The organism is Microbacterium sp. NPDC077663, assembly GCF_044542795.1.
GTDB lineage: Bacteria > Actinomycetota > Actinomycetes > Actinomycetales > Microbacteriaceae > Microbacterium.
The window spans coordinates 496,769-520,963 of the sequence record NZ_JBITVE010000001.1; the positions used below are offsets into that span (position 1 = coordinate 496,769).

Consider the following 24,195-nt stretch of genomic DNA (forward strand, 5'->3'; position numbering starts at 1 on the left):
TCAGCGCCCGGCGAACCAGGTCGTCTTCAGTGCGGTGTAGTTGTCGAAAGCGTGGAGGGAGAGGTCGCGCCCGAAGCCGGACTGCTTCATCCCGCCGAACGGGGTGGTGACGTCGAGCGCATCGACGGTGTTCACCGACACCGTGCCGACCCGCAGCGCTCGCGAGACGCGCAGCGCTCGGTGAATGCTGTCGGTGAAGACGGATGCCGCGAGCCCGTACTCGCTGTCGTTCGCCAGCCGGATCGCCTCGGCTTCGTCGTCGAACGGCGTGATGGCCAGGACCGGGCCGAAGACCTCCTCGCGCCACAGCGTCGCGTCCGTCGGGACGTCGGCGAACACCGTCGGCTCGAGGAAGAACCCGCCGTTCTGCTCGACGGCCCCGCCGCCGGCGACCAGTCGTGCCACCGGCCGGGCAGCGTCGACGTAGTCGCGGACGCGCTCGAGCTGCGCAGCGCTCACCAGCGGCCCCATGCCGGCATCCGGGTCGAGCGGATCGCCGACGGTCAGGGCACGCGCACGTGCGGCGACCTTTTCGGTCAGCTCGGCCGCGATCGAGCGTTCGACGAGCAGGCGAGAATTCGCCGAGCACACCTGGCCGCTGCAGGCGAAGATCCCCGCGACGGCGAAGTCGGCGACCGCGTCGAGGTCGGTGGCATCCGCGAAGACGATGTTCGCGCTCTTGCCGCCGCACTCCAGCCACACCGCCTTGCCGTTGGACCGGCTCGAGTACTCCAAGAACTTCTTGCCGATCACCGTCGACCCCGTGAACGCGATGACGTCCACGTCGTCGTGCAGGCCCAGCGCCTGACCCGCCTCGTGGCCGAAGCCGGGCACGACGTTGAGCACCCCGTTCGGCAGGCCGGCCGCCGCGGCGAGCTCCGCGAGGCGCAGCGCGGACAGTGGCGTGTCCTCGGCCGGCTTGAGGACGACACTGTTGCCGGCGGCCAGCGCCGGGGCGACCTTCCAGATCGCCGTTTCGAGCGGATAGTTCCAGGGGACGACCGCTCCGACGACTCCGACGGGTTCTCGGGTGACGACGGCGAGATCGCTCCCCGCCGTCGGTGCCACCTCGCCGTAGACCTTGTCGATCGCCTCGGCGTACCACTGCAGGATCGCCGCGCTGCCGGGGACGTCGACGGTCGACGTGTCGGCGATCCGCTTGCCCCCGTCGAGGGTGTCGAGCAGCGCCAGTTCGTCCGCGGCATCCCGGATCGCGGCCGCGACCGCCAGCAGCACGCGCTTGCGCTCGCCGGGCGTGGCCTGCGACCACACGCCGGACTCGAACGAGGCGCGTGCGGCGGCGACGGCACGGTCGATCTCCGGCCCGCGGCCACGGGTGACCTCAGCCAGCACCTTTCCGGTGGCCGGGTTCACCGTCTCGAACGTCTCGCCGTCGGCGGCCTCGGTGAACGCGCCGTCGATCCACGCCCGAGTGTGCGGAGTGATCGTCGCAGCCAGGCGCGTCCATTCAGCGTGTGTACGCATGAGTCTCCTGTTCGGGGTGGGTGAGCGCGTCGACGATCGTCTGCGCCATGAGTGTCGCACCGTCCAGCGCCGCGCGGTCGCCCGCCGGGGCGACGGTCGCATCGGCGAAGGCCGCCTGATGGTTGACGGCGGGCGCCGAGTCGATGCCGAGGTACGGGTGGATGGCACGGACGCGGCGCGACACGTTTCCCATGTCGGTGGACGCGGTGTTCATGCCGCCGGGACGCCGCTCGGCGGCATCCATGTCCCGTCCCAGCGTCGCCGCCCATGCCGCGAAGGCGTGTGCCAACGGCTCGTCATTGCGGAACTCCGAGTAGCGCGGACTCGTCTCTCGGATTTCCAGAAAGCACCCCGTCGCGAGCGCGCCGGCTTCGAAGCAGGCGCTCACGCGCCGGAAGGCCTCTTCGAGCTCCTCGAGCGACGACGCACGGACGTACCAGTTTCCGAGCGCCGACCCCGGGATGGCATTCGGCGCGGTGCCCGCCTCGCGCACGATGCCGTGTACGCGCACGCTCGGCGGCAGCTGCTGGCGCAGCAGGCCGATCGCCACCTGCGCGACGGTGAACGCATCGGCGGCGTTGACCCCGAGTGTCGGGTAGGCCGACGCGTGCGATTCGCGGCCCGTGTAGGCGACGTCGAAGTGGGCGACGGCGAGCGGCCGCGCCCACAGGGCGTCTGCGGGGCCGGGGTGGATCATCATGGCGAGGTCGACGGTGTCGAACACACCGGCATCCATCAGGTGGATCTTCCCGCCCCCGCCCTCCTCGGCGGGGGTGCCGACGACCTGGACGGTCGCGTCGAGCTCTTCGGCGAGCGGCGCGAGCGCGGCCGCCGCCCCGACCGCCGCCGCCGCGATGATGTTGTGCCCGCAGGCGTGGCCGAGACCGGCGAGAGCGTCGTACTCCGCCACGAGGGCGACTGTCCGCGAGCCGGCTCCCACGCGAGCGACGAACGCGGTCTCGAGTCCGCCCACCCCGGTCTCGACCTGCATGCCGAAGGAGGCGAGCGTCTCCGTGAGCCGATCCACGGATCGGTGCTCCCGCCACGCCGTCTCAGGATCCGCGTGCAGGGCGTGACTGACGCCGAGGATCACTTCCCGGTGCGCGGCGACGGTCTCTGCCACGCGTGCCGCGAGAGCGTCATTCATCGCCGGGCACGCCGTACGACGGAGCGGATACCGGGGCGACAGCTCGCGTCAGATAGTCGGCCTTCTGGGGAGACCACAACTCCCACAGACGCCGGAGCTCGACGATCGGCTGGTCGTGGTCATCGACGCGCAGGTCGGTCGTGCGCCACGACGCCCCCTCGACCACGGCGAGACCCGCTGACCGGAGCGGACCCGCCTCGCCTCCGGCGGCCACCGCGGACTCCAGCGCCGCCAGCAGACGATCCTCCAGCGGGCCCGATGCCGCTGCGAACCCCGCCACCATCGCGTCGAGCACGTCGTCGCCGGCGAGGAGGTTGCCGGCCGCGACGCATCCGTCGCCGACCGATGCGCCGTGGATCCCGAGGGCCTGCGTCCCCGAGTGCACCGACACCCGGCCGGTCGCGTCCACGGCGGTGACCTGGCGGTAGTCGGCGTAGGCGTCTGCGGCGAGGGCGGCCGCGATCGCGGCATCCGGCGCAGCGCCCGCGGCCAGTGCGTCGAGTGTCGCAGGTCCGAGCGCGGGATTCGTGACGTTCTGGGAGGCGACCGCACCCACGCCCGGGCGCAGATGTGCGCACCGGGAGGCGACGGCGGGGCTCGAGGAGGAGATGACGATGCCGAACGCACCATTGAGATGCGCGACGAGGGAGAGCGTCACAGGATCACCTCCGCATCGTTCGCGGGGTCGCTGATGACGGCGGTCGCGTCGATCTCGACCAGCCACTCCGGTCGGGCGAGGGCGTCGACGACGAGACCGGTCGAGACCGGATAGACACCTTTCAGCCAGCGACCCATCGTGCGGTACACGGGTTCGCGGTAGCGGATGTCGGTGAGGTAGACGACAACTTTCACGATGTCCTCGACCCTCGAGCCCGCCTCGCGCAGCAGCATGTCGATGTTCGCCATCGCCCTCTCCGCCTGCGCCTCGACGTCACCGATCCCGACGCTTTCGCGCGTCTCGAGGTCCTGACCGATCTGTCCGCGAAGGTAGATGACGCCTCCGGCGACGACCGCCTGGCACAGGTCGTTGTCGAGCGACTGCTCGGGGTACGTGACCTTCGTGTTGAAGGGGCGGATGCGGGTGTGCGCGGTCATCGGACTGTCTCCTTCTCACGTGCAGGGGACGCCGGCTCGGTGGCCGGGCGGTATGCGGCGTACATCCGTTGGATGCCGATGTGGTCGGCGACGTGCTTCGCGTCGTGCCACACGCCCCAGATGAAACTCGAACCGCGACGGGACTGCCACGGCAGACCGAGGAAGTAGATCCCGGCCTCCGCCGAGACACCGCGCCGGTGAGCGGGGCGGCCTGTGGCGTCGAGGGCGCCCGCGGGGAGCCAGCTGTAGTCGGACGTGAAGCCGGTCGCCCAGACGACCGAGGTGATGCCCGCGGCGGCGAGGTCGAGTTCGCGCAGAGGCGTCGTGACGCACGCGGGCTCCGGCCCGAACCGGCGCGCCTCGGGCTCCTCCGGCAGATCGAGCCCGTGTCGGACGACGTACGCGTCTGCCTCGTCGAGCAGGTCGAGGTAGTTCGCGTCACCGGCCGCGATGTTGCGGGCCAGGTCGTCACCGAACTCCACGGTGCCGTTCAGATATCCCGTCGCCCGGCCGACCAGGGTGACGCCTTCCTCGGCCAGTCGGCGGAAGTCCACCGTGTGTCCGCCGTCCGCGCCGCTCACAGCGATCGTCACGTGTTCGGCGCCGCGCGGGGGAGTGGCGGCATCCCACTTGTCCAGCACGCCCAGCCACCACACGAAGTCGCGGCCGCGGTAGCTGCGCGGCGGCCGGTCGTGCGGACCGACCGCCAGGTGCACATCTCGGCCCGACCGCTGCAGCTCGGCGGCGATCTGCACGCCCGAGCTGCCGGCTCCGACGACGAGGACGCCGCCCGCAGGCAGCTGCGCGGGGTTGCGGTACTGCGACGAGTGCAGCTGGACGATGTCGTCCTCCGCGGGGATGAGCGAGGGGATGACGGGGGTCTGGAACGCTCCGGTGGCCGCCACCACGTAATCGGCTCGGTAGACACCGTCCGTGGTGTCGACCTCGAAGCCGCGCGCTCCGTCGAGTCGGTGGACACGTCGAACCTCGACGCCGCACCGCACCGGCGCGCCGTACCGCTCGGCGTAGTCGGTCATGTACTGCGCGACCTGCTCCTTTGTCGCGAAGCCGTCGGGGTCGACATCGTCGAAGGTCATGCCGGGGAACCGGTCGTGCCAGGCCGGACCGTTCGCGACCAGCGAGTCCCAGCGCTCAGATCGCCAGCGCTCCGCGATGCGTCCGCGCTCGAAGACGAGGTGACGGATGCCGGCTCGCGACAGGTGCTCGCTCATCGCGACGCCGGCCTGACCCGCGCCGACGACGATCACCTCGACCTCTCGCGGAACGGGGGCGGTGGTCGACTGGGGGGTTGACGCCATGGTGCGGATGCTTTCGATCGGGGGGTGAAGTCCTCCCCGAGTCTCGGAAAGCCATCGGTGTGCGCGCAAATAGCGGATCACGCGCTTTTGTATCTAAAATGCAGATGCAGACTCCTTAGCAATATCTCTGAAACACATCGGAAATGTGAGCCCATGCGACCCACCTCCCGCCCGGACATCTCGCTCACCCAGTTGCGCTACTTCGTCGCGGCGGCCGAGCACGGCAGCATGACCTGGGCCGCGGAAGAACTCTTCGTCGCTCAGTCGGCCATCTCGACGTCGATCGCCAACCTCGAGAAGGCTCTCGGAACCCAACTGCTCATCCGCCGCCGCGCGAAGGGCTTGCAACTCACCGCGCAGGGGATCGACCTCCTGCAGCGCAGTCGCGGAATCCTCGCGGCGGTCGACGACGCCGTGCACGCCCTGCGTCCCGAGAACACCTCGGGTCGCGTGAGCGTCGGGTGCTTCCGCACCCTCGCACCCTTCTACCTGCCCGACATCGTGAGTGCTCTCGAAGACAGCCATCCCGAGCTGCAGCTCGACGTGACCGAGCTGCTCGCCGACGGCGTCAATGACGCGCTGCACGATCAGTCGATCGAGGTCGCGCTGAGCTATGACCTCGGGCTCGACGGGGACATCGACCGGGAGGTCCTCGCGTCAGTCCCGCTCTACGCCGCCGTCGGTGCGGAGCACCCGCTGGCCGCCCGCGACCGCGTGCGACTGGCCGACCTCATCGACGAGCCGATGGTCCTGCTCGACCTGCCCGTCAGCCGGGACTACTTCCTGCAGGCGTTCACCGAGAACGGCCTGCGGCCCTCGGTCCGTTACCGGTTCGCCAACTTCGAAGGCGTGCGCGCGATGGTCGCCAGTGGGCACGGATTCACCCTGCTCAACCAGCAGCCGAAACTCGGCTACACGTACTCGGGTGGCGAGCTGCACCGGCTGGCGATCGTGGAACCGACGATGCCGCTCGACATCGTCCTGGCGCGGCGGGCGTCGTCGACGCGTCTCACGCGCAAGGCCGAGCTGTTCGCGGCGGAGGCCCGGAGCGCCGTCGCGCGCGTCCTGGGCGCGGAGACTCAATCCGCCTCGTAGACGACCTGCCCACCGACGACCGTCCGAAGCACCCGCGCGCCGCCGAGTCCGGTCACGTCCCGGACATCTCGATCGATCCAGACGAGGTCTGCGAGCATCCCCTCGCGAAGTGTCCCCGTGATGTGTTCGAGTCGGTTGATCCATGCCGCCTGCGACAGGTAGGCGTCGAGCGCCATCGACAGAGGCAGCGCCTGCTCCGGGAGGAGCGGCTCGGTGAGCACGTCGGTGCCGATCGCATGCGGATCCTCCGGGACGCCCGTCCTGGTCACCGCGGTGCGCACCGACCACAACGGATTCGGGTCCGTCACCGGCCAGTCGCTCCCGCCGACGATACGGCCGCCGGCTGCCGCGATAGAGGCGAAGGGGAAGTGCCTCCGAGCACGTTCTGTTCCCAGCAGGGGGAGCTTCCGCGTCAGGATCTCCTCGTCGGTCCGCGCCCACAGCGCCGTCACGTTCGCCGACACGTCCAAGGCCGCGAACCTCGGGACATCGGCGTCGTCGACGACGTCGAGGTGAGCGATGTGATGGCGATTCGGTGTGGCCCCCCGGTGCGCGTGGATCGCCTCGACGGCGTCGAGACAGCTCCGGACGGCACCGTCGCCCACCGCGTGATAGTGGATCTGGAAGCCCGCGGCATCGAGAGCCACGCTCAGGGCGTCGAGATCCTCCTGCGCGATGAAGGTCACGCCGCGATCATCGCCGTGGCCGTCGAAGGGCTCGAGCATGGCGGCCGTCCGGTTCTCGACCATCCCGTCCACCATCACCTTCACCGTGCCACCGTCGATGCGGCCCCCCGCGGCCAGCCGGTCGCGGATCTCGAGCAAGTCGTCGATCTGGCCGAGGCCGCGCGCCCTGTCCCACCAGAGTGCGGCGACCACCCGCGCCGTCAGCCGCCCGTCTGCGGCCGTGCGCTCGTAGGCAGGCAGGGCGTCCGGTCCGATGTCGGATGCGCCGACCGCGGCGTCCTGCCAGGCCGTGACGCCCATCGAGTGCAGTCGATCCTGTGCCGCGAGGAGCGCGGCGACCAGGGTGTCCGCATCGGGTTCCGGCAACAGGCCGACGATGAGTCCGACGGCGGCTTCGACGAGCATTCCGGTCGGATGGCCGGTCTCGTCGCGGAAGATGCGCCCGCCCGCGGGATCCACGGTCGAGGCGTCGATGCCCGCGGCGCGGAGGGCCGCGCTGTTGACCCAGACTCCGTGCGCGTCGTGGCTGTAGAGGATGACGGGTCGATCCGCAACGACCTCATCGAGATCGGATGCCGAGGGGAAGCCGCCCGGGAAGACGTCGCCGAACCATCCTCCGCCGCGCAGCACCGCAGCATCCGGATGCGCGTCGGCGAACTCGGCCACGATGCGGAGGTACCCCTCCCGTGAATGCGCCGGCGTGAGATCGACGCCGATGAGCTGCAGCCCTGCCAGGACGGGATGCACGTGCGCGTCCTGGAAGCCGGGAAGCAGCGTGCCGCCTCGAAGGTCGACGACCTGATCGGCGGCGGGCGCATGTGCGGCGGCGGGGAGGACGGCGGTGATCCGGTCCTCGTCGACGAGGAGGTGGCCGGGCTCACTCCGACCGTCGCCGAGGTAGAGCAGGCCGTTGGTGTAGAGCGTCGTGGACATGCTGTCCTCTCGATCGGGGGAGGCCCTCACTGTCCGGGGTCCGCATTTCGCATTTGTAACGCCGATATTGCGGGCTAGTTGCATCACATTTTTTGATGTACCGTCACGATCTCCGCTATTTGCAGACCTCGACGTGCGCTGTCGATCCTGGACGAACCCGCCCGACACCTGTCCCCGGAAGGACACCCATGTTCCGCTCCACCCGCTTCCCCCGTACGGCCGCCGCGGTCGGGATCGCCGCCGCATCCGCATTCGTCTTCTCCGCCTGCGCCTCGACCGGCGGCGCCTCCGGCTCGGCCGACGGCACCGACACCGTCGGCATGGGCATCCAGCCCTGGCTCGGCTACGGCCCCTGGTACGTCGCCGACGAGAAGGGGTACTTCGACGATGAGTCGGTCGATGTGACCATCACCAACTTCATGAATGACGCCGACATGAGCGCTGCCTTCGCCTCCGACCGCATCCAGGTCGCGAACGTCGCGAGCCACACGGCGCTGCAGCTCAAGGAGCAGGGCCTCGACATCTCGATCGTCCTCCTGCTCGACGCATCGCTCACCGCGGACGCGATCCTGACCGACGGCAGCATCACCGATGTCGCCGACCTCAAGGGCAAGAACATCGCCTTCGAGGAGGGCTCGGTGAGCAATCTGCTCCTCGGGTACGCGCTGGAGGAGGCGGGGCTCAGCCTGGATGACATCACTCCCGTCCCGATGGATCCCTCCGAGGCCGCGACGGCCCTCATCGGTGGAAGCGTCCCGGTCGCCGTCACCTATGAGCCCTACATCTCCGAGGCCAGCCAGGCCGGCGACTTCGAGAAGATCTTCACGGCCGCGGAGAAGACCGGACTCATCAGCGACGTGCTCATCGTCGACAACGGCTACCTCGAGGTGAACCCCGAAGCCGTCCAGAAGGTCGTGAACGCCTGGGGACCCGCCGTCGAGTTCTACAACTCCGACACCGATGAGGCCCGCGCCATCATCGCCGAGAACGTCGGCAGCGATGTCGAGGCACTCGCCACCGCGTTCGACGGCGTCGAGTTCTACTCACTCGCCGATAACAAGGAGCGCTTCGGCGGCGACTACGCCGAATCCGTCCTCCCCGCCGTCGAAGAGGTCGCCACTCAGATCGGCCTCCTCGAGGGTGGTGCCGACCTCGCCGCACTCATCGACACGGAGTTCGTCGAGAACGCGCCGTGACACTCACATCGACCCCGGAGGTCACTCCCATGACGATCACTCCTCCGACGACCCCCGTCGCGCGCCGCTCGCGCGCGACGGGGGCCGCCCGCCCCGTGGTCGGCGCGCCGCTGACGCGTCGGCATTACCTCACCACGGCAGTCATCGGCTTCGTCGTCCTGATCGCGGTCTGGGCCGCCATCTCGATGTCCGAGCTCGTGAACCCGCTGTTCCTGCCCTCGCCCATCGCGGTCGTCGAGAAGCTCGGCGAGCAGGCCGTGAACGGCGAACTCTGGTCCGACATCGGGGTGAGCACGTACCGCGTGATGGTCGGCTTCCTCGCCAGCACCGTCCTCGCGATCCCGCTCGGACTCCTCTGCGGCGCCCTCGTGCGCGTCGAGGCGGCTGTCGAGCCCATCGTCGACTTCATCCGATACATGCCGGTCGTCGCCTTCGTGCCGCTCACCATCCTCTGGGTCGGAACGGATGACGCGCAGAAGTTCCTCATCATCTTCCTCGGCACGTTCTTCCAACAGGTTCTGCTCTTCGCGGACGCCGTCCGCCGGGTCCCGGTGTCGTACCGCAACCTCGGTGCGACGCTCGGTCTCACCCGTGGGCAGGTCCTCGTCCGCATCGTCCTTCCCTCCGCCCTGCCCCGCATCTGGGACGCCCTGCGCATCAGCCTCGGCTGGGCCTGGACCTGGCTCGTGGTCGCCGAACTCGTCGCCGCCACGTCCGGAATGGGCTACCGCATCACACAGGCGCAGCGCTTCCTCGAGACCGACCTCATCATCGGCTACGTCATCGTGCTCGGCCTGCTCGGCCTGGTGTTCGACCAGATCATGCGCGCGCTCGGCCGCCGCTTCTTCCGCTACCTGAAGGGACGCTCCTGATGTCCGCGACCGCCGTCCTCCCTCCCAAGGTCCGCATCGACGCCGTCGACAAGCGATTCGGCGACGTCCACGCCCTCAGCGAGGTCTCCCTGGTCCTGGGTGATCAGGAGTTCGTGTCTGTCGTCGGTGCGTCCGGATGCGGCAAGAGCACACTCCTGTCGATCATCGCCGGGCTCGAACCGCCGACATCAGGCGAGGCATCCATCCAGGGCACGCCGATCCACGGCCCCGGTCGCGACCGCGGGGTCGTCTTCCAGTCCGCGACGCTCCTGCCCTGGCTGAGCGCCATCGACAACGTCGTCTTCGCCCTGCGCGGCGAGCCCGGCATGTCCCGTCGCCAGCGGGTGGATCGCGCCCGCGACGTCCTCGCCCAGGTCGGTCTGTCGGGCTTCGAGGACTCCTACCCGGCTCAGCTCTCGGGCGGCATGCAGCAGCGCGTCGCGCTCGCGCGCTCGCTCGCGTACGGTCCCGAGGTCCTCCTCATGGACGAGCCCTTCGGCGCCCTCGATGCACTGACACGTCGCACCATGCAGGAACTGCTGACGACCGTGTGGGAGCGCAACCGGATGACCGTCATGCTCATCACGCACGACATCGAGGAAGCCGTCTTCCTCTCCGACCGCGTCGTGGCGATGACACCCCGGCCGGGCAAGGTCCGTGCCGAGTTCACGATCGACCTGCCTCGCCCGCGCGATCCGGAGGTCATCGGCAGTCCCGAGTTCCACCGGTACTACAGCGACATCCTCGGCCTCATCCACCATGGCTGAGGTCTTCGACTACGTCGTGGTCGGAGGCGGGACGGCCGGCTGCATCGTGGCCGCCCGCCTCAGCGAAGATCCCGACGTGTCGGTGTGTCTCATCGAGGCCGGTCCGAGTGACGAGAACGAAGAACGCGCGGGGTCGATCCGCCGCTGGGCGGAGATGCTGGAGGGGGAGTACGACCGCGATTACCGGAGTGTGCCGCAGGCGCGCGGCAACTCGAGCATCCGTCAGGCCCGGCTCCGCATCCTCGGCGGGTGCTCGACGGCGAACACGATGATCACGTGGCGGCCGCTCCGCGGCGACCTCGAGGAGTGGGCGGCATCGGGGGTGGAGGGCTGGGACTACGAGACGGTCTCCCGGTCCTTCGACCGCATCATCGGTCCCATCCGACCGGTCGCGCCGGAGGATCGGAACGCCTACGTGGCGGACGCGGTCGAGGCGGCGGCATCCGCTCTGGGGCTTCCGCGGCGGCAGACGTGGAACGACACCGAGTTCACGGAGGGGGCGGGCTTCTTCGAGATCGGATACGACCCGACCACGAATCTGCGGTCGTCCACGTCGCGCGCGTACCTGCATGGAGTGGAGCGTCCGAACCTGACGCTGCTTCTCGAGGCGACGGCAGATGCCGTCGTCTTCGACGACGAGCGGGCCGTGGGTGTCCGCGTCGGTGACCGGGTCGTCTCTGCAGGGCGAGAGGTGATCGTCAGCTGCGGTGCGATCGACTCGCCGGCTCTCCTCATGCGCTCCGGGATCGGCCCGTCGCAGGTGCTCGCGGAGGCCGGTGTCGCACTCGTCGTCGATCTGCCGGGCGTCGGGGAGAACCTCCAGGATCACGCCGAAGGCCTGATCGTCTGGGAGGCGACGGGCGAGCGTACCGACGTCTGCGCGACAGGGTGGGATGCGGGATACGTCTTCCGCGTCGATGAGGACGGGTCGCTCCCCGACATCTCGACGCACATCCCGCTCGAGTCGTGGACGGTCCACGCCGAGAACTACGGCGCCGAGATCCCGGACAACAACGTCTCCTTCGCGCCGAACGTGGCCAAGCCGCGCAGCCGTGGTCGGGTGTGGATCACGTCTGCCGACCCCGAGGCCGCGCCGATGATCGACTACCGTTCCTTCACCGATGCTGACGGGCGGGACGAGCGGATGCTGGTGGCCGGCGTCCGCCGTGCACGTCTGGTCGCGCAGCAGGAGCCGTTCGCCTCGCACCTCGTCCGCGAAGTGTTCCCGGGCCCGGCCGTTCAGACCGACGAGGAGCTCTCCGCCGTCCTGCGCGCGACGCATCAGACGGTCTACCACGTCTCCTGCACCTGCCGGATGGGCGCTGAGGACGACCCCCTCGCCGTCGTCGACAGTGTGTTGCGAGTCCGTGGCGTCGCGGGACTGCGTGTCGTGGACGCATCCGTGTTCCCCACCGTCACCGCCCTGAATCCGGTGGGCACCGTCATGGCCGTCGCGGAGCGCGCAGTCGACCTGATCCGCGCGGCGGCGTCGCGGTGATGGGTGTGGGACCGATCCCATAGACTCTCCGTCGGCTCTCACATGGACACCGACACCCGCACCCCCATCGCACCGCGCCGCGACATCCAGGGCCTCCGTGCCCTCGCCGTCCTCGCGGTCATCGGCGCACACGCGGCCGGGTGGCCGGCGGGTGGCGTCCTCGGCGTCGACGTCTTCTTCGTGATCTCCGGATTCCTCGTCACGGGGATGCTGCTGCGCGAGGCGCGCGAAACCGGACGCATCTCCCTCGCCGGGTTCTACGCGCGTCGCGCTCGCCGCCTCCTCCCGGCTGCCCTCGTGGTGCTCATCGCCGTCGCAACCGCATCCTGGTTCCTGTTCAACCGCACGCGCGGCGAGCAGACGCTGTGGGATGCCGTCTCGGCCGCCCTCCTCGCATCCAACTGGCGCTTCGCCGCGCAGGGCACGGACTACTTCGCCGACACCGGCGCGGTCTCACCGCTCCAGCATTTCTGGTCCCTGTCGGTCGAGGAGCAGTTCTACCTCGTCTGGCCCGTGCTCCTGATCGCCCTGCTCGCCCTCGCGGGCACGCGCCGACTTCGCGCTGTCGCCGCCGGGGTCGCGGCGGTCGTCGTCGCGTCATCGTTCGCCTGGGCACTCGTCCAGACCGACATGCAGGCGACGGTCGCGTACTTCTCCACCCTGACGCGCGCGTGGGAGCTGGGCGTCGGCGCGCTCGTCGCCGCCATCGCACCGCTCCTGCGTCGGCTCCCGCGCGCCCTCGGAGGCCCGCTCCAGTGGGTCGGCCTCGCCGCGGTCCTCGCCTCGCTGCTGCTCATCGATCCCACAGGCACCGGGTTCCCCGCGCCGTGGGCGGCAGCACCCGTCGTCGCCACCGCGCTGATCCTCGCCGGCGGTGTCGCGGGAGACCCCCGACACCGCCCCCTCTTCCCGCTGACGAACCCGATCGCCGTCCTCCTCGGCGACGCGTCGTACTCGCTGTACCTGTGGCACTTCCCGGTCGTGGTCTTCGCCGATGCGCTGCTCCCGGCATCCGAGGTGCGCCTCTGGATCGTTCTCGGCGCCTCACTCACCCTCGGCCTCGCGTCGTACCTCATCGTCGAACAGCCGCTGCGCTACGCGCCGTTCTTCGGCGGGATGCCGCGGGTCCCCGCGCTCTCCGACCCGGCGCCCGCGCCGATCGAGCCGCCCCCCGCGGCGACACCCGCTCCCGCGGTCGCCGCGACGACCCGGCCCGCCGGGTGGACGCCCGGGACGCGCTACTACCCCGGGCAGACCCGACCGAGCGTGCCGGCGGCGGAGCCCGTCAGGGCCATCGCGGCGTCGGTGCCCGCAGCCGCTCTTCCCGCGCCCACCACCGCGGCGGCAGCCCCCACCGAGTCCGCGGGCCTCGCAGCCTGGCGCGAACGTTTCGGCGGACAGGTGTTCCTCTCGACCGCCGCACTCGTCATCGTCGCGCTCGCCGGCGCCCTCTGGGTGACGGCGTCGGGCCACGGCCCGCGGATCACCCTGCCCGAGACGGCACCCACAGCATCCGCTCCCGCCGTCGTCGGGGATCCGGGCGCCGACCTCCGAGCCGAGCTCGCGGCGGCGGTGACCGCCGACGCCTGGCCCGCCCTCGACCCCTCGCTCGATCGGGTCATGGCCGCCTCGTCCGGAGCGAACCCGGCGCACGCGTGCTTCGATCCGGGTGCGACACCCGACCCGGCCTCCTGTTCGTGGGGGAGTGGTGACGCCCCCGTGCACATCTGGGTCGTCGGAGACTCGACGGCCATGGCCTACGCGCCGGCCTTCCGGCGCATCGCCGACGACAGCGCCGGGGGCATCCGCGTGACCGCCATGGGCATGTACGGATGCCGCTTCACCGACGTCCTCGTCGAGAACGACGACCCGCAGGTCATGGCGGGCTGCCAGGAGCGCAAGGCCGCGGTGCGGGCGATGGTCCTCGCCGACCGCCCGGACCTCGTCGTGATGTCGAACGCGTTCACCCTCGGCCACACGGTCGCAGGTCAGGACCTGTCGGCCGACGCGCTGATCGGCGCGCAGCGCCGCGAGGCCGCGACCTACGACATGGGCGATCGGATGCTGTTCCTCGCCCCTCCGCCGCAGGGCGTCAGTCTCGCGGCCTGCTACACCCCGACGTCATCGCCGCGTGCGTGCGACAGCGCCGTCGACGGCACCTGGCGCACGATGGAGGCGATCTCCGAGTCGTCGGCGACGGCAGGCGGCGGCCACGCACTGTCGTCGCTGCCGTTCACCTGTGCCGACGATGTCTGCCCGCCGTTCGCCGGAACGATCCCCACGAAGTACGACCAGACGCACCTGACGGTCGAGTACGCCGAACACATCGCGCCGGCGTTGCGCCAGGCGCTCGACGCGATGGGGCTACTCGAGGCGTCGCGATAGACTCGTGCGCATGGGAACGATAAACGGAGCGCCGATGACGGCGTTCGTCTACTCGATCCGCGACCGCCGCGCCTGACGGCGCGTCGCTGATCTCCGCGTGATCGCGCCGTCTTCCGGGATGTCCTCGCACCCCGGCAGCGCGTCCTTCTCCGTACCCGCTCACCGGGGTGCTCCGAATCTTCCTTTGGAGCGCTCATGCGTACCCGTTCCGTTCACGGCGGCCGTCACGAACTCGGCCAGAACTTCCTCGTCCACCCGCCCACCATCGACCGGATCGCCGCCCTCGTCGCGGCGACCGACGGCGCGATCCTCGAGATCGGCGCCGGCGGCGGAGCGCTGACCACCGCACTCGCCCGCCTCGGCCGTGACCTCACCTCGATTGACATCGATGAGCGCCGCATCGCTGCGCTGCGCCGTTCGCACCCGGCGGTGCGCGTCGAGCACGCAGACGCGTTGCGGCATCCGTTCGACGCGCCGGTGATCGCCGGCAACGTCCCGTTCCACCTCACGACCCCGATCCTGCGCCGGCTCCTGCAGCGACCCGCCTGGCGCGACGCCGTCCTCCTCACGCAGTGGGAGGTCGCGCGCAAACGCGCGGGCGTGGGCGGCGGCACCCTCCTCACGGCGCAGGCCGCCCCGTGGTTCGAGTTCGCGCTGCACGGCAGGGTTCCCGCCCGCGCATTCCGCCCGATGCCGAGCGTCGACGGCGGCATCCTCTCGATCACTCGGCGCGGCTCGCCGCTCGTCCCGCTCGCCGAGCGACGCGCCTACGAACGGTTCGTGGGGGATGTCTTCACCGCACGCGGACGGGGGATGGCCGCCATCCTCTCGACGGTGAAGCGGATGCCGCGGCCCGCCGCCCGCCGCGTACTCGACAGCGCGGGGGTCGAGGGCGATTCGCTTCCGCGCGATCTCAGCGCTCGACAATGGTCGGACGTGTGGCGTGTAAAGGATTCTTGACACGCACGATCGCCCGTGTCATCCTTCCGATGTCAAACATTCCTGACATCGGAGGTGCAGCATGGCTCGTGAGGAACGCGCCGCGTGGGTCGGACTCGTCGTGTCGCTCGTCGCCATCGCGGTCTACGCCGCGGTCATCGGCGGACGCGCGGCATCCGCTCCGCTCACGGAGGTCGACTGGCTGGGGCCCATGCTCTGGACGATCATCGGCGGCCTCGTCGTCTCGATCGTGATCGCGATCATCTGGGGCGTCATCGCCGAGGGCGGGTCGCTGCGCGGCGAGAACGCCGCCGACGAGCGCGACCGCGCCATCACGCAGATGGGTGATCGCGTCGGCGTCGCGTTCCTCGTCATCGGAGGCGTGGTCGGCATCGTGCTGTGCGCGGTCGACGCTGCACCGTTCTGGATCGCGAACACCCTCTACGCAGGCTTCGCGCTCTCGTCCGTCGTCGGCGGCATCGCCCGCGTCGTCGCCTACCGCCGCGGGCTCGTGTGATGGTCAAGCCCACCCGTGTCACCAACGCCATCCGCGAGCTGCGCACCGATCGTGGACTCACCCAGGCCGACCTCGCCGGCGCCGTCGGCGTGACCCGGCAGACCCTGATCGCCATCGAACAGGGCAAGTACTCGCCCTCGCTCGAGATGGCCTTCCAGATCGTCCGCGTCCTCGGCGTCCCCTTCGACGCGGCCTTCCAGTACCCCGAGGACTGACTCATGACCGACACCATGACCGTCTGGCGCCAGCGGCGTTACGGCTCCGCAGACGCCGTCCGCCCCGAGACCGTCCCGGTGCCCGTCCCGCGTGCCGGTGAGGTGTTGCTGCAGACGGATGCCGTCTCCCTGAACTCCGGCGACGTCCACCTCATGCGCGGCGAGCCGGGGCTCGTCCGCGTCGCTCTCGGCGCGCGCGGGCCGCGCATCCGCGGACGCGGTATGGACGTCGCGGGCACCGTCCTGGCGCTCGGCGAGGGCGTGACGGAGCTCGCCGTCGGGGGCGCCGTCGTGGGTGCGTGGCGCGAGACCCTCGCCGACCGCGTCGTCGTGCCCGCGAAGCGCCTCGTCCGGGTACCGTCGCGCGTGACGCCCGCCGTCGCCGCGACGCTCCCCATCGCAGGGAACACCGCCGTGCAGACGCTCGACGCCTGCCGCGTCGGTCGCGGGTCGCGGGTGCTCGTGGCGGGGGCCGGCGGTGGCGTCGGCACCTTCCTCGTGCAGCTCGCCGCCGACCGCGGCGCCGAGGTGTGGGCGACGTGCGGCGAGCGGGCGCAGCCCGTGCTCGAGCGTTTCGGCGCCGTGCGCACGTTCGACTACCGGGCGCTCGAACTCGGCGACCTGCCCCGCGGCCGGTTCGACGCGGTCGTCGACATCGCCGGCGAGCCGCCCCTCACCGTCCTCCGCGACCTGCTCGCCCCCGGCGGCACCGCGGCCCTGGTCGGCGGCGACGGGCATCCGTTCTTCGGTCCGGTAGGGGGAATCCTGCACTCGCTCGTCGCCCGCGGACGGTTCCGGCCGATCACCTCGGTCGCGAAGACCGAGACGACGGCCCAGCTCGTCGACCTCGCGGCATCCGGTCGTCTGACGCCCCACATCGAGCGGGTCTTCCCCCTGTCGCAGGCCCGGGCGGCGCTCGCGCACGTCGAAGCGGGCCGCACGGTCGGCAAGGTCGTCGTCGTGCGCGACGAGATCCTCGACGTGTGACGCGACCGTCCGACAGGATGGCGGGATGCCCCTCCTCCCCGCACCCCGTCTGATCGACCCCACCACCGTCCCCGCGCTCCGCTGGGGCGTCATCGGCACCGGCATCGCCGATCGGTTCGTGCACGCGATCGACGCCCACACCGGCCAGCGGGCGGTGGCGGTGACCGCACGGGATGCCGAGAGGACCCGCGCGTTCGCCGCCACCCACGGCATCGAACGCGTCCACGCGTCGGTGGCCGACCTCGTCGCCGATCCGCACGTGGACGTCGTGTACGTGGCCACACCGCATCCGCTGCACCGGGAGCAGGCGCTCACCGCGATCGCCGCCGGCAAGCACGTCCTCATCGAGAAGCCGATCGCCCTCACGGCCGCTGAGGCGACTGAGATCCTCCGCGCGGGGCGTGCAGCCGGCGTACTCGTCGCGGAGGCGATGTGGACGCGCTACCTGCCGCAGGCCGACGTCATCCGGCAGGTACTGGACGCCGGCCTGCTGGGTGAGATCGACCTCGTCCGCGCCGACTTCGGTTCGCTCGTCCCGTTCGACCCCACCAGCCGCATGTTCGACCCGGCCCTCGGCGGCGGCGCGATGCTCGACCTCGGCGTGTACATCGTCGCGTTCGCGTCGTCGATCATCGGTCCGCCGCGCACGATCCGCGCCGTCGGGACCCTCGCCGCCACGGGAGTCGACGACAGTGCGACCGTCGCCCTGAAGACGGATGCCGGGGCCCAGGCCGCGCTCACGACCACCTTCGGCGCCGTCACACCCGTCGAGGCCTCGGTCTTCGGCTCACGAGGGCGGCTCGACGTCCTCGCACCGTTCTACGGACCGACCGGTCTGCGCCTTCGGGTGGACGACGCCGACGCCGAGGTGTGGCGGGACGAGGCCCTCCCCACCGTGCACGACGGTCTCGGCTATCAGGCGACGGCGTTCGCGTCGTACGTCGAACAGGGGCTGGTCGAGTCCCCGCTGCACCCGCACGACGAGGTGGTCTCCGTGCTGACGACGATCGACGAGGTCCGTCGTCAGATCGCCGAGGAGTGAGCGGGCGGGGCTAGCGTGGACGCATGACCATTCAGCACACCGTCGTGTTCGCCCTCCACCACGCCGAGGACTCCTCGGAGGAGAAGACGTTCCTGACGGACGCGCAGCGGTCGCTCACGGCGATCCCCGGCGTGCAGCAGTTCCGTGTCAACCGTCAGATCAGCGATAAGAGCGACCTGCGCTGGCAGTTCACCATGCTCTTCGACGATCAGGCCGCCTACGACGCGTACAACGCCCACCCCGACCACGTCGCGTTCGTCGAGAGCCGCTGGCAGCACGAGGTGCGTGCCTTCCAGGAGTACGACTTCGTCGCCGGAGACTGATCCGGCTCAGCGCTCCGCGCGTGCCTCGGCCAGCGACGGGTAGTCGGTGTAGCCGACGGCCCCGCCCGCGTAGAAGTACTCCGGCCGCGGCTCGTTGAGCTCGGCCCGCTGCTCCCAACGCTGGGCCAGGTCGGGGTTGGCGATCGCGGGTCGGCCCACCGCCACGCCGTCGGCCCAGCCCTCGAGCACGAGCTCCTCGGCCTCCTCACGGGTCGTGACCGTGCCGAAGCCCGAGTTCACTACGGCCGGTGCGGCCGCCTCGTGACGGATCCGCTGCACGATCGTGCTCTTCGGGTCGGCGTGCAGCAGATCGACGAACGCGAGCCCGAGCGGGGCGAGACCCTGCGCCAGCGCGGTGTACGTCGCGAGGGCGTCGACGTCGTCCGACTCGAGCACCCCCGGGATCTGGTGCTGCGGCGAGAGACGGATGCCGGTGCGTCCCGCCCCGACCGCGTCGGCGACCGCGCGGGTCACCTCGACGGCGAAACGTGCGCGGTTCTCGGGGGAACCACCGTAGACGTCGTCGCGGACGTTCGACTCGGGGGAGAGGAACTGGTGCACGAGGTAGCTGTTCGCCCCGTGGACCTCGACGCCGTCGAAGCCCGCGGCGATCGCATTGCGCGCCGCCTGCACGAACTGCTCGACGACGCCGGCGACCTCCGCCGTGCTCAGCGCGTGGGGGACGGGCAGCGCGACCTTGCCGTCACGAGTGCGCCCCTCGCCGGGCGAGGCGATCGCGCTCGGACCGACGACGCGGTCGACGCCGGAGATCTCGGGGTGAGAGACGCGACCGCCGTGCATGAGCTGCATGACGATCGTGCCGCCCTCGGCGTGCACGGCCTCGGCGACCCGGCGCCAGCCCTCGACGTGTTCGGGCGTCTCGATGCCGGGCTGCCCGAGGTACGACATCCCCTCGCGCACCGGCCAGGTGCCCTCCGACACGATGAGACCCATGCCCGCACGCTGGCGGTAGTACTCGACCATGTCGTCGGTCGGCACACCCTCGTCACCCGCGCGGGTGCGGGTCAGCGGCGCCATGACGACGCGGTTGGAGAGGTCCAGATCGCCGAAGACAGCGGATTCGTACAGGCTCATGCTGAGGGGGAACGACGCGGGCCGGCCGTCCTATTCCACGCCTCCCGATACGATCGCGCACATGCGTGTTCACCTCATCGGCGGAGGCCGTGACGACACCCACATCGTCCCGCTGCTCGCCGCCGGGCTCGCCGGCGCGAGACGGGTCCGGATCCTCCTCGTCATCGAGGCGGATGATGAGGAGTCGGTCCCGCGGTGGCGCCGGCTCGGAGAACTGGCCGGAGTCGCTGATCCGGACGTGGTGAGTGTCGTCGAGGGCGAGCGCTTCACCGCGCGCATCCTCGAGGGCGTCGATGCCGTTGTCGTCGGCGGCGGACTGACCCCCACCTACGCCCACGCCTTCGCCAACGTCGCACCACACGTGCGCGAGCGGGTCGCGGGCGGGATGCCGTACATCGGCTTCTCGGCGGGGTCGGCGATCGCGGCGTCCTCCGCTCTGGTCGGCGGCTGGCGGCTCGACGGGGTGCCGGTGGCGAACGAGGATGCCGGCGAGGAGGAGGACGAGCTCCTCATCGTCCCCGGACTGGGCCTCGTGCCGTTCGCCGTCGACGTCCACGCCGCGCAGTGGGGGACGCTCACCCGGCTGACCGCCGCCGTCGCTGCCGGGCTCGTTCCCCGCGGCTACGCGGTCGACGAGCACACCGCGCTCGTCGTCACCGATCCGGGCAGCAATCCGACGGTCGCTGGAGTCGGCGCCGCCTGGCACGTCGCACCCGACGGGCGGTCGGCCGTCGTGACACGGCTGACCGCCCGCGGGTAACGCCGGCTCACTCGGCCGGGGCCGCGCTCTCCTCGGCCGGCGCCTCGGCGAGATCGTCGTGCGCCTGCTCGAACTGCGACCGGTACAGGCGGTAGTACGCGCCCTGAGCGGCGATCAGCTCGTCGTGCGTGCCCTTCTCGACGATGTCGCCGTGCTCCATCACGAGGATGAGGTCGGCGTCGCGGATGGTCGAGAGTCGGTGTGCGATGACGAACGACGTTCGTCCCTCACGGAGCGCGGCCATCGCGTGCTGCAGGAGTAGCTCGGTGCGGGTGTCGACCGAAGAGGTCGCCTCATCGAGGATCAGCACCGCCGGCTGGGCGACGAACGCGCGGGCGATCGTGATCAGCTGCTTCTCGCCCGCCGAGACGTTCGAGGCATCCTCGTCGAGCATGGTGTCGTAGCCGTCGGGAAGCGACCGGACGAACCGGTCGACGCGGGTCGCGACCGCGGCATCCACGATCTCGTCGTCGGTGGCCGACTCACGGCCGTAGCGGATGTTCTCGCGGATGGACCCGGCGAACAGCCATGGATCCTGCAGCACCATGCCGGTGCGGGAGCGGACGTCGTCGCGCGAGAGCTCGGCGATGTCCTGCCCGTCGAGGAGGATCCGACCGCCGTCGAGCTCGTAGAACCGCATGAGCAGGTTCACGAGCGTCGTCTTTCCGGCACCCGTCGGCCCCACGATCGCGACTGTCTGGCCCGGTTCCACCCGGAACGACAGGTTGGTGATGAGGGGGTGCTCCGGGGCGTATGAGAACTTCACGTGCTCGAACTCGATCACACCGCGTCCGTCGCCGCGGGCGGGGGCGTCAGCGGCATCCGGATCCTGCTCATCGGCGTCCAGCAGCTCGAACACCCGCTCGGCCGACGCGGTTCCCGACTGGACGACCGCCGCCATGCCGCCGAGCTCCGACAGGGGCTGCGTGAACTGCTGCGAGTACTGGATGAACGCCTGCACGTCGCCGAGGCGCAGCTGGCCGCTCGCGACCTGCAGTCCGCCGAGCACCGCGATGCCGACGTAGGTGAGGCTGCCGATGAACGTCATGCCGGGCATGATCATGCGCGAGAGGAACTGCGCCTTGAACGCCGCCTGGAACAGCTCCTCGTTCTCCTCCTGGAACTTCGCCTGCGCACCGGCCTCGCGACCGAACACCCGCACGAGCGAGTGACCCGAGAACGACTCCTCGACGCGGGCGTTGAGTCGACCGACCTTGCGCCACTGCACACCGAAGGCCTTTTGCGATTTCGGGCCGATGATGCCGAAGATGACGGCCATGAGGGGAAGCGCGACGAGCGCGACGATGGCGAGCTGCCACGAGATCGAGAACATCATGATGAGGACGCCGACCACCGTGAGGATCGCTGTCAGCGCGCCCGAGAGCGACTGCTGCATCGTCTGCGTGATGTTGTCGATGTCGTTGGTGACGCGCGAGATCAACTCGCCGCGCTGTACCCGGTCGAAGTGCGACAGGGGCAGACGGTTGAGCTTCGCCTCGACCTGCTCGCGCAGACCCCACATGGTGCGCACCATGATCACGTTGATGACGTAGCCCTGCAGCCAGGTCAGGACGGCGGACACGACGTAGATCACCAGCACCCAGGTGATGACGACCTTGAGGGCGTCGAAATCGACACCGGCGCCGGGGGCGTAGTTCTGCATCGACGCGACGATGTTGGCGAAGTCATCCTGACCCTGCGCGCGCAGCGCAGCGACCGCTTCGCCCTGCGTCAAGCCGGCCAGCGCCGGGTTCTGGCCCAGGAAGTTCGAGAGGAAGCCCTCGAACACGATGTTGGTCGCCTCGCCCAGGATCTTCGGGGCGATCACGGCGAGCACGACGCCGACAGCACCCGCGATGGTCACGAGACCGAACCACCACTTGAACGGGGAGAGCAGCCCGATCATGCGGATGAAGCTCGGACCGAACTGCGATGCCTTACCCGGGGCCACCGAGTCCCAGCTGCCGCTGTTGAGCCGCGCCTGTTCGGCGAGTTCCGCCTCGGCGCGCTCCTCTTCGGTCATCTCCTTCTCGGACGTGCTCATGCGTCCACCCCCAGCTGCGATTCGACGATCTCGCGGTAGGTCTCGTTCGAGGCGAGCAGCTCGTCGTGCGTGCCGACACCGACCATCCGGCCGCCGTCGAGCACGACGATGCGGTCGGCATCCGTGATCGTCGACACGCGCTGGGCGACGACGATCTTGGTCACCTGCGGCAACTCCCGCCACAGCGCCTGCCTCAGCTTCGCGTCGGTGGAGAGATCGAGCGCCGAGAACGAGTCGTCGAAGACGAGGATGTCGGGCTGGTGCACGATCGCGCGGGCGATCGACAGGCGCTGACGCTGCCCGCCGGAGACGTTGGTGCCGCCCTGCGCGATGCGGGCGTCGAGGCGGTCGTCCATCTCCTCGACGAAGGCGCGCCCCTGGGCGATCTCGAGAGCGTGCCACAACTCCTCGTCGGTGGCGTCCTCGCGCCCGAATCGGAGGTTGGAGGCCACCGTTCCGGTGAACAGGAACGCCTTCTGCGGCACGAGGCCGATGCCCTGCCACAGCCTGTCGAGGTCGGCGTCGCGCACGTCGACACCGGCGACCCGCACCGATCCGCTCGTGACGTCGAACAGCCGCGGGATGAGGGAGACGAGCGTCGTCTTGCCGGCACCGGTGGAACCGACGATCGCGACCGTCTCACCGCGCGCGGCCGAGAAGCTCACGCCCGCCAGCACCGGCTCGTCGGCCCCGGGGTAGGTGAAAGTGACGTCGTCGAACTCGACGGTGCCCGGCGTCGGGAAGTCGGAGACCGGCTGCGCAGGCTTGACCAGGCCGCCCTCCACCGCGAGCACCTCTCCGATGCGGTCGGCCGACACCGCGGCCCGGGGGATCATGATCGTGATGAAGGTCGCCATCAGGACACCCATCAGGATCTGACCGATGTACTGCATGAAGGCGAACAGGGTGCCGATCTGGACCGAGCCTTCGTTCACCTCGATGCCGCCGAACCAGATGACCCCGACGACGGTCACGTTCAGGATCAGCATGGCGAGCGGGAACATCAGCACGAACAGCGAGCCGACCTTGCGGCCGACGACCATGATGTCGGTGTTCGCGCCGCGGAAGCGCTCCTCCTCGATGCGTTCGCGCACGAACGCCCGCACGACGCGGACGCCGGTGAGCTGCTCCCGCATGATGCGGTTCACCGCGTCGAGCTTCTTCTGGTAGCTGCGGAACAGCGGCACCATCCGGCTGATGATCAGGATGCCGACGACCAGCAGCGTCGGCACCGACACACCGATCAGCCAGCTGAGCCCGACGTCCTGCTGCAGCGCCATGATGATGCCGCCGATGGCCAGCAGCGGCGCCGTCACGAGCATCGTCGCGCCCATCATCGCCAGCATCTGCACCTGCTGCACGTCGTTCGTGTTGCGGGTGATGAGCGAGCCGGCCCCGAACTGCGTCACCTCGCGCTCCGAGAAGCCGCTCACCCGCTGGAAGACATCGCGACGGAGATCGCGTCCCACGGCCATCGCGGCCCGGGCGGCGAAGAAGGTGGCGATGATCGAGGCGGCGATCTGCCCGAGGGCGATCGTCAACATGAGGACACCGTGCGACCAGATGTAGCCGATGTCGCCGCGCGTGACGCCGTTGTCGATGATGTCGGCGTTGAGGCGCGGGAGATACAGAGCGGCCATCGCGGAGGCGAACTGGAACACCAGCACGCCCACGACAAGCCAGCGGTAGGTGCGGAGGTACCGCACCAGAAGGGTTCCGAGCATAGGAATCAGAGTGCCACCACCCGCCGACATCCGCGTCCCCCTGAGGGTGGATGTCCGCTGACGGCGTACGC

21 protein-coding genes and 1 pseudogene are annotated in these 24,195 nt (G+C 70.1%); 13 read left to right on the forward strand and 9 right to left on the reverse strand.

Annotated elements, in window-relative coordinates:
* The 5 genes from ACIGEP_RS02430 to ACIGEP_RS02450 are packed head-to-tail and all read right to left on the reverse strand — an operon-like array spanning position 1 to position 5,046.
* On the reverse strand, positions 1–1,485 hold the full coding sequence (locus tag ACIGEP_RS02430; RefSeq protein WP_396660040.1) for an aldehyde dehydrogenase family protein: 1,485 nt from the start codon (positions 1,483–1,485) through the stop codon (positions 1–3).
* Entirely contained in the window at positions 1,469–2,632 is a 1,164-nt protein-coding gene (locus tag ACIGEP_RS02435) for an amidohydrolase (protein ID WP_396660041.1), read from the reverse strand. Before ACIGEP_RS02435 ends, ACIGEP_RS02430 begins: the two co-directional genes overlap by 17 nt.
* Positions 2,625–3,290 (reverse strand): DUF1028 domain-containing protein, encoded by a 666-nt coding sequence (locus ACIGEP_RS02440; protein ID WP_396660042.1) that lies wholly within the window; start codon positions 3,288–3,290, stop codon positions 2,625–2,627. The genes ACIGEP_RS02435 and ACIGEP_RS02440 overlap by 8 nt, the downstream gene beginning before the upstream one ends.
* Positions 3,287–3,727: a RidA family protein gene (locus tag ACIGEP_RS02445; protein WP_396660043.1), complete on the reverse strand. Its 441-nt coding sequence runs from the start codon at positions 3,725–3,727 to the stop codon at positions 3,287–3,289. Before ACIGEP_RS02445 ends, ACIGEP_RS02440 begins: the two co-directional genes overlap by 4 nt.
* Entirely contained in the window at positions 3,724–5,046 is a 1,323-nt protein-coding gene (locus ACIGEP_RS02450) for a flavin-containing monooxygenase (protein WP_396660044.1), read from the reverse strand. Before ACIGEP_RS02450 ends, ACIGEP_RS02445 begins: the two co-directional genes overlap by 4 nt.
* Before the next feature lie 153 nt (positions 5,047–5,199).
* On the opposite strand from ACIGEP_RS02450, the gene ACIGEP_RS02455 reads away from it, so the two are divergent.
* Entirely contained in the window at positions 5,200–6,141 is a 942-nt protein-coding gene (locus ACIGEP_RS02455; protein WP_396660045.1) for a LysR family transcriptional regulator, read from the forward strand.
* Here ACIGEP_RS02455 and ACIGEP_RS02460 read toward each other — a convergent pair.
* Complete coding sequence (locus ACIGEP_RS02460; protein ID WP_396660046.1) at positions 6,126–7,760, reverse strand: amidohydrolase; 1,635 nt, start codon at positions 7,758–7,760, stop codon at positions 6,126–6,128. The genes ACIGEP_RS02455 and ACIGEP_RS02460 overlap by 16 nt on opposite strands.
* A gap of 188 nt (positions 7,761–7,948) precedes the next feature.
* Here ACIGEP_RS02460 and ACIGEP_RS02465 point away from each other — a divergent pair, with 188 nt between their 5' ends.
* The 11 genes and pseudogenes from ACIGEP_RS02465 to ACIGEP_RS02515 all read left to right on the forward strand — a co-directional run bounded on the left by ACIGEP_RS02465 (position 7,949) and on the right by ACIGEP_RS02515 (position 18,501).
* Complete coding sequence (locus ACIGEP_RS02465) at positions 7,949–8,956, forward strand: ABC transporter substrate-binding protein (protein ID WP_396660047.1); 1,008 nt, start codon at positions 7,949–7,951, stop codon at positions 8,954–8,956.
* Positions 8,957–8,985: 29 nt separating this feature from the next.
* On the forward strand, positions 8,986–9,828 hold the full coding sequence (locus tag ACIGEP_RS02470; RefSeq protein ID WP_396660048.1) for an ABC transporter permease: 843 nt from the start codon (positions 8,986–8,988) through the stop codon (positions 9,826–9,828).
* Positions 9,828–10,595: an ABC transporter ATP-binding protein gene (locus ACIGEP_RS02475; RefSeq protein WP_396660049.1), complete on the forward strand. Its 768-nt coding sequence runs from the start codon at positions 9,828–9,830 to the stop codon at positions 10,593–10,595. The genes ACIGEP_RS02470 and ACIGEP_RS02475 overlap by 1 nt, the downstream gene beginning before the upstream one ends.
* Entirely contained in the window at positions 10,588–12,093 is a 1,506-nt protein-coding gene (locus tag ACIGEP_RS02480) for a GMC family oxidoreductase (RefSeq protein ID WP_396660050.1), read from the forward strand. Before ACIGEP_RS02475 ends, ACIGEP_RS02480 begins: the two co-directional genes overlap by 8 nt.
* A gap of 42 nt (positions 12,094–12,135) precedes the next feature.
* Positions 12,136–14,478, forward strand: coding sequence for an acyltransferase family protein (locus tag ACIGEP_RS02485; RefSeq protein WP_396660051.1), 2,343 nt, complete (start codon positions 12,136–12,138; stop codon positions 14,476–14,478).
* A 195-nt stretch (positions 14,479–14,673) separates the two neighbouring features.
* Positions 14,674–15,484, forward strand: a pseudogene (gene erm, locus ACIGEP_RS02490) (23S ribosomal RNA methyltransferase Erm).
* A gap of 15 nt (positions 15,485–15,499) precedes the next feature.
* Entirely contained in the window at positions 15,500–15,934 is a 435-nt protein-coding gene (locus ACIGEP_RS02495; RefSeq protein WP_396660053.1) for a hypothetical protein, read from the forward strand.
* Positions 15,934–16,149 carry a helix-turn-helix transcriptional regulator gene (locus ACIGEP_RS02500; protein WP_359917007.1) on the forward strand — a complete coding sequence of 72 codons (216 nt, stop codon included), beginning with the start codon at positions 15,934–15,936 and terminating at the stop codon, positions 16,147–16,149. The genes ACIGEP_RS02495 and ACIGEP_RS02500 overlap by 1 nt, the downstream gene beginning before the upstream one ends.
* A gap of 3 nt (positions 16,150–16,152) precedes the next feature.
* Positions 16,153–17,136 carry an NAD(P)-dependent alcohol dehydrogenase gene (locus ACIGEP_RS02505; RefSeq protein WP_396660054.1) on the forward strand — a complete coding sequence of 328 codons (984 nt, stop codon included), beginning with the start codon at positions 16,153–16,155 and terminating at the stop codon, positions 17,134–17,136.
* Positions 17,137–17,161: 25 nt separating this feature from the next.
* Positions 17,162–18,178 (forward strand): Gfo/Idh/MocA family protein, encoded by a 1,017-nt coding sequence (locus ACIGEP_RS02510; RefSeq protein ID WP_396660055.1) that lies wholly within the window; start codon positions 17,162–17,164, stop codon positions 18,176–18,178.
* 23 nt (positions 18,179–18,201) lie between these two features.
* Positions 18,202–18,501, forward strand: coding sequence for a Dabb family protein (locus ACIGEP_RS02515; RefSeq protein ID WP_396660056.1), 300 nt, complete (start codon positions 18,202–18,204; stop codon positions 18,499–18,501).
* Between the two features lie 6 nt (positions 18,502–18,507).
* Here the strand turns inward: ACIGEP_RS02515 and ACIGEP_RS02520 are convergent, their stop codons facing one another.
* Positions 18,508–19,596: an alkene reductase gene (locus ACIGEP_RS02520; protein ID WP_396660058.1), complete on the reverse strand. Its 1,089-nt coding sequence runs from the start codon at positions 19,594–19,596 to the stop codon at positions 18,508–18,510.
* Between the two features lie 61 nt (positions 19,597–19,657).
* On the opposite strand from ACIGEP_RS02520, the gene ACIGEP_RS02525 reads away from it, so the two are divergent.
* Positions 19,658–20,356 (forward strand): Type 1 glutamine amidotransferase-like domain-containing protein, encoded by a 699-nt coding sequence (locus tag ACIGEP_RS02525; RefSeq protein WP_396660059.1) that lies wholly within the window; start codon positions 19,658–19,660, stop codon positions 20,354–20,356.
* 7 nt (positions 20,357–20,363) lie between these two features.
* Here the strand turns inward: ACIGEP_RS02525 and ACIGEP_RS02530 are convergent, their stop codons facing one another.
* Positions 20,364–22,400, reverse strand: coding sequence for an ABC transporter ATP-binding protein (locus tag ACIGEP_RS02530; protein ID WP_396660060.1), 2,037 nt, complete (start codon positions 22,398–22,400; stop codon positions 20,364–20,366).
* Positions 22,397–24,124 carry an ABC transporter ATP-binding protein gene (locus ACIGEP_RS02535; RefSeq protein WP_396660061.1) on the reverse strand — a complete coding sequence of 576 codons (1,728 nt, stop codon included), beginning with the start codon at positions 24,122–24,124 and terminating at the stop codon, positions 22,397–22,399. Before ACIGEP_RS02535 ends, ACIGEP_RS02530 begins: the two co-directional genes overlap by 4 nt.
* Positions 24,125–24,195: the final 71 nt, after the last annotated feature.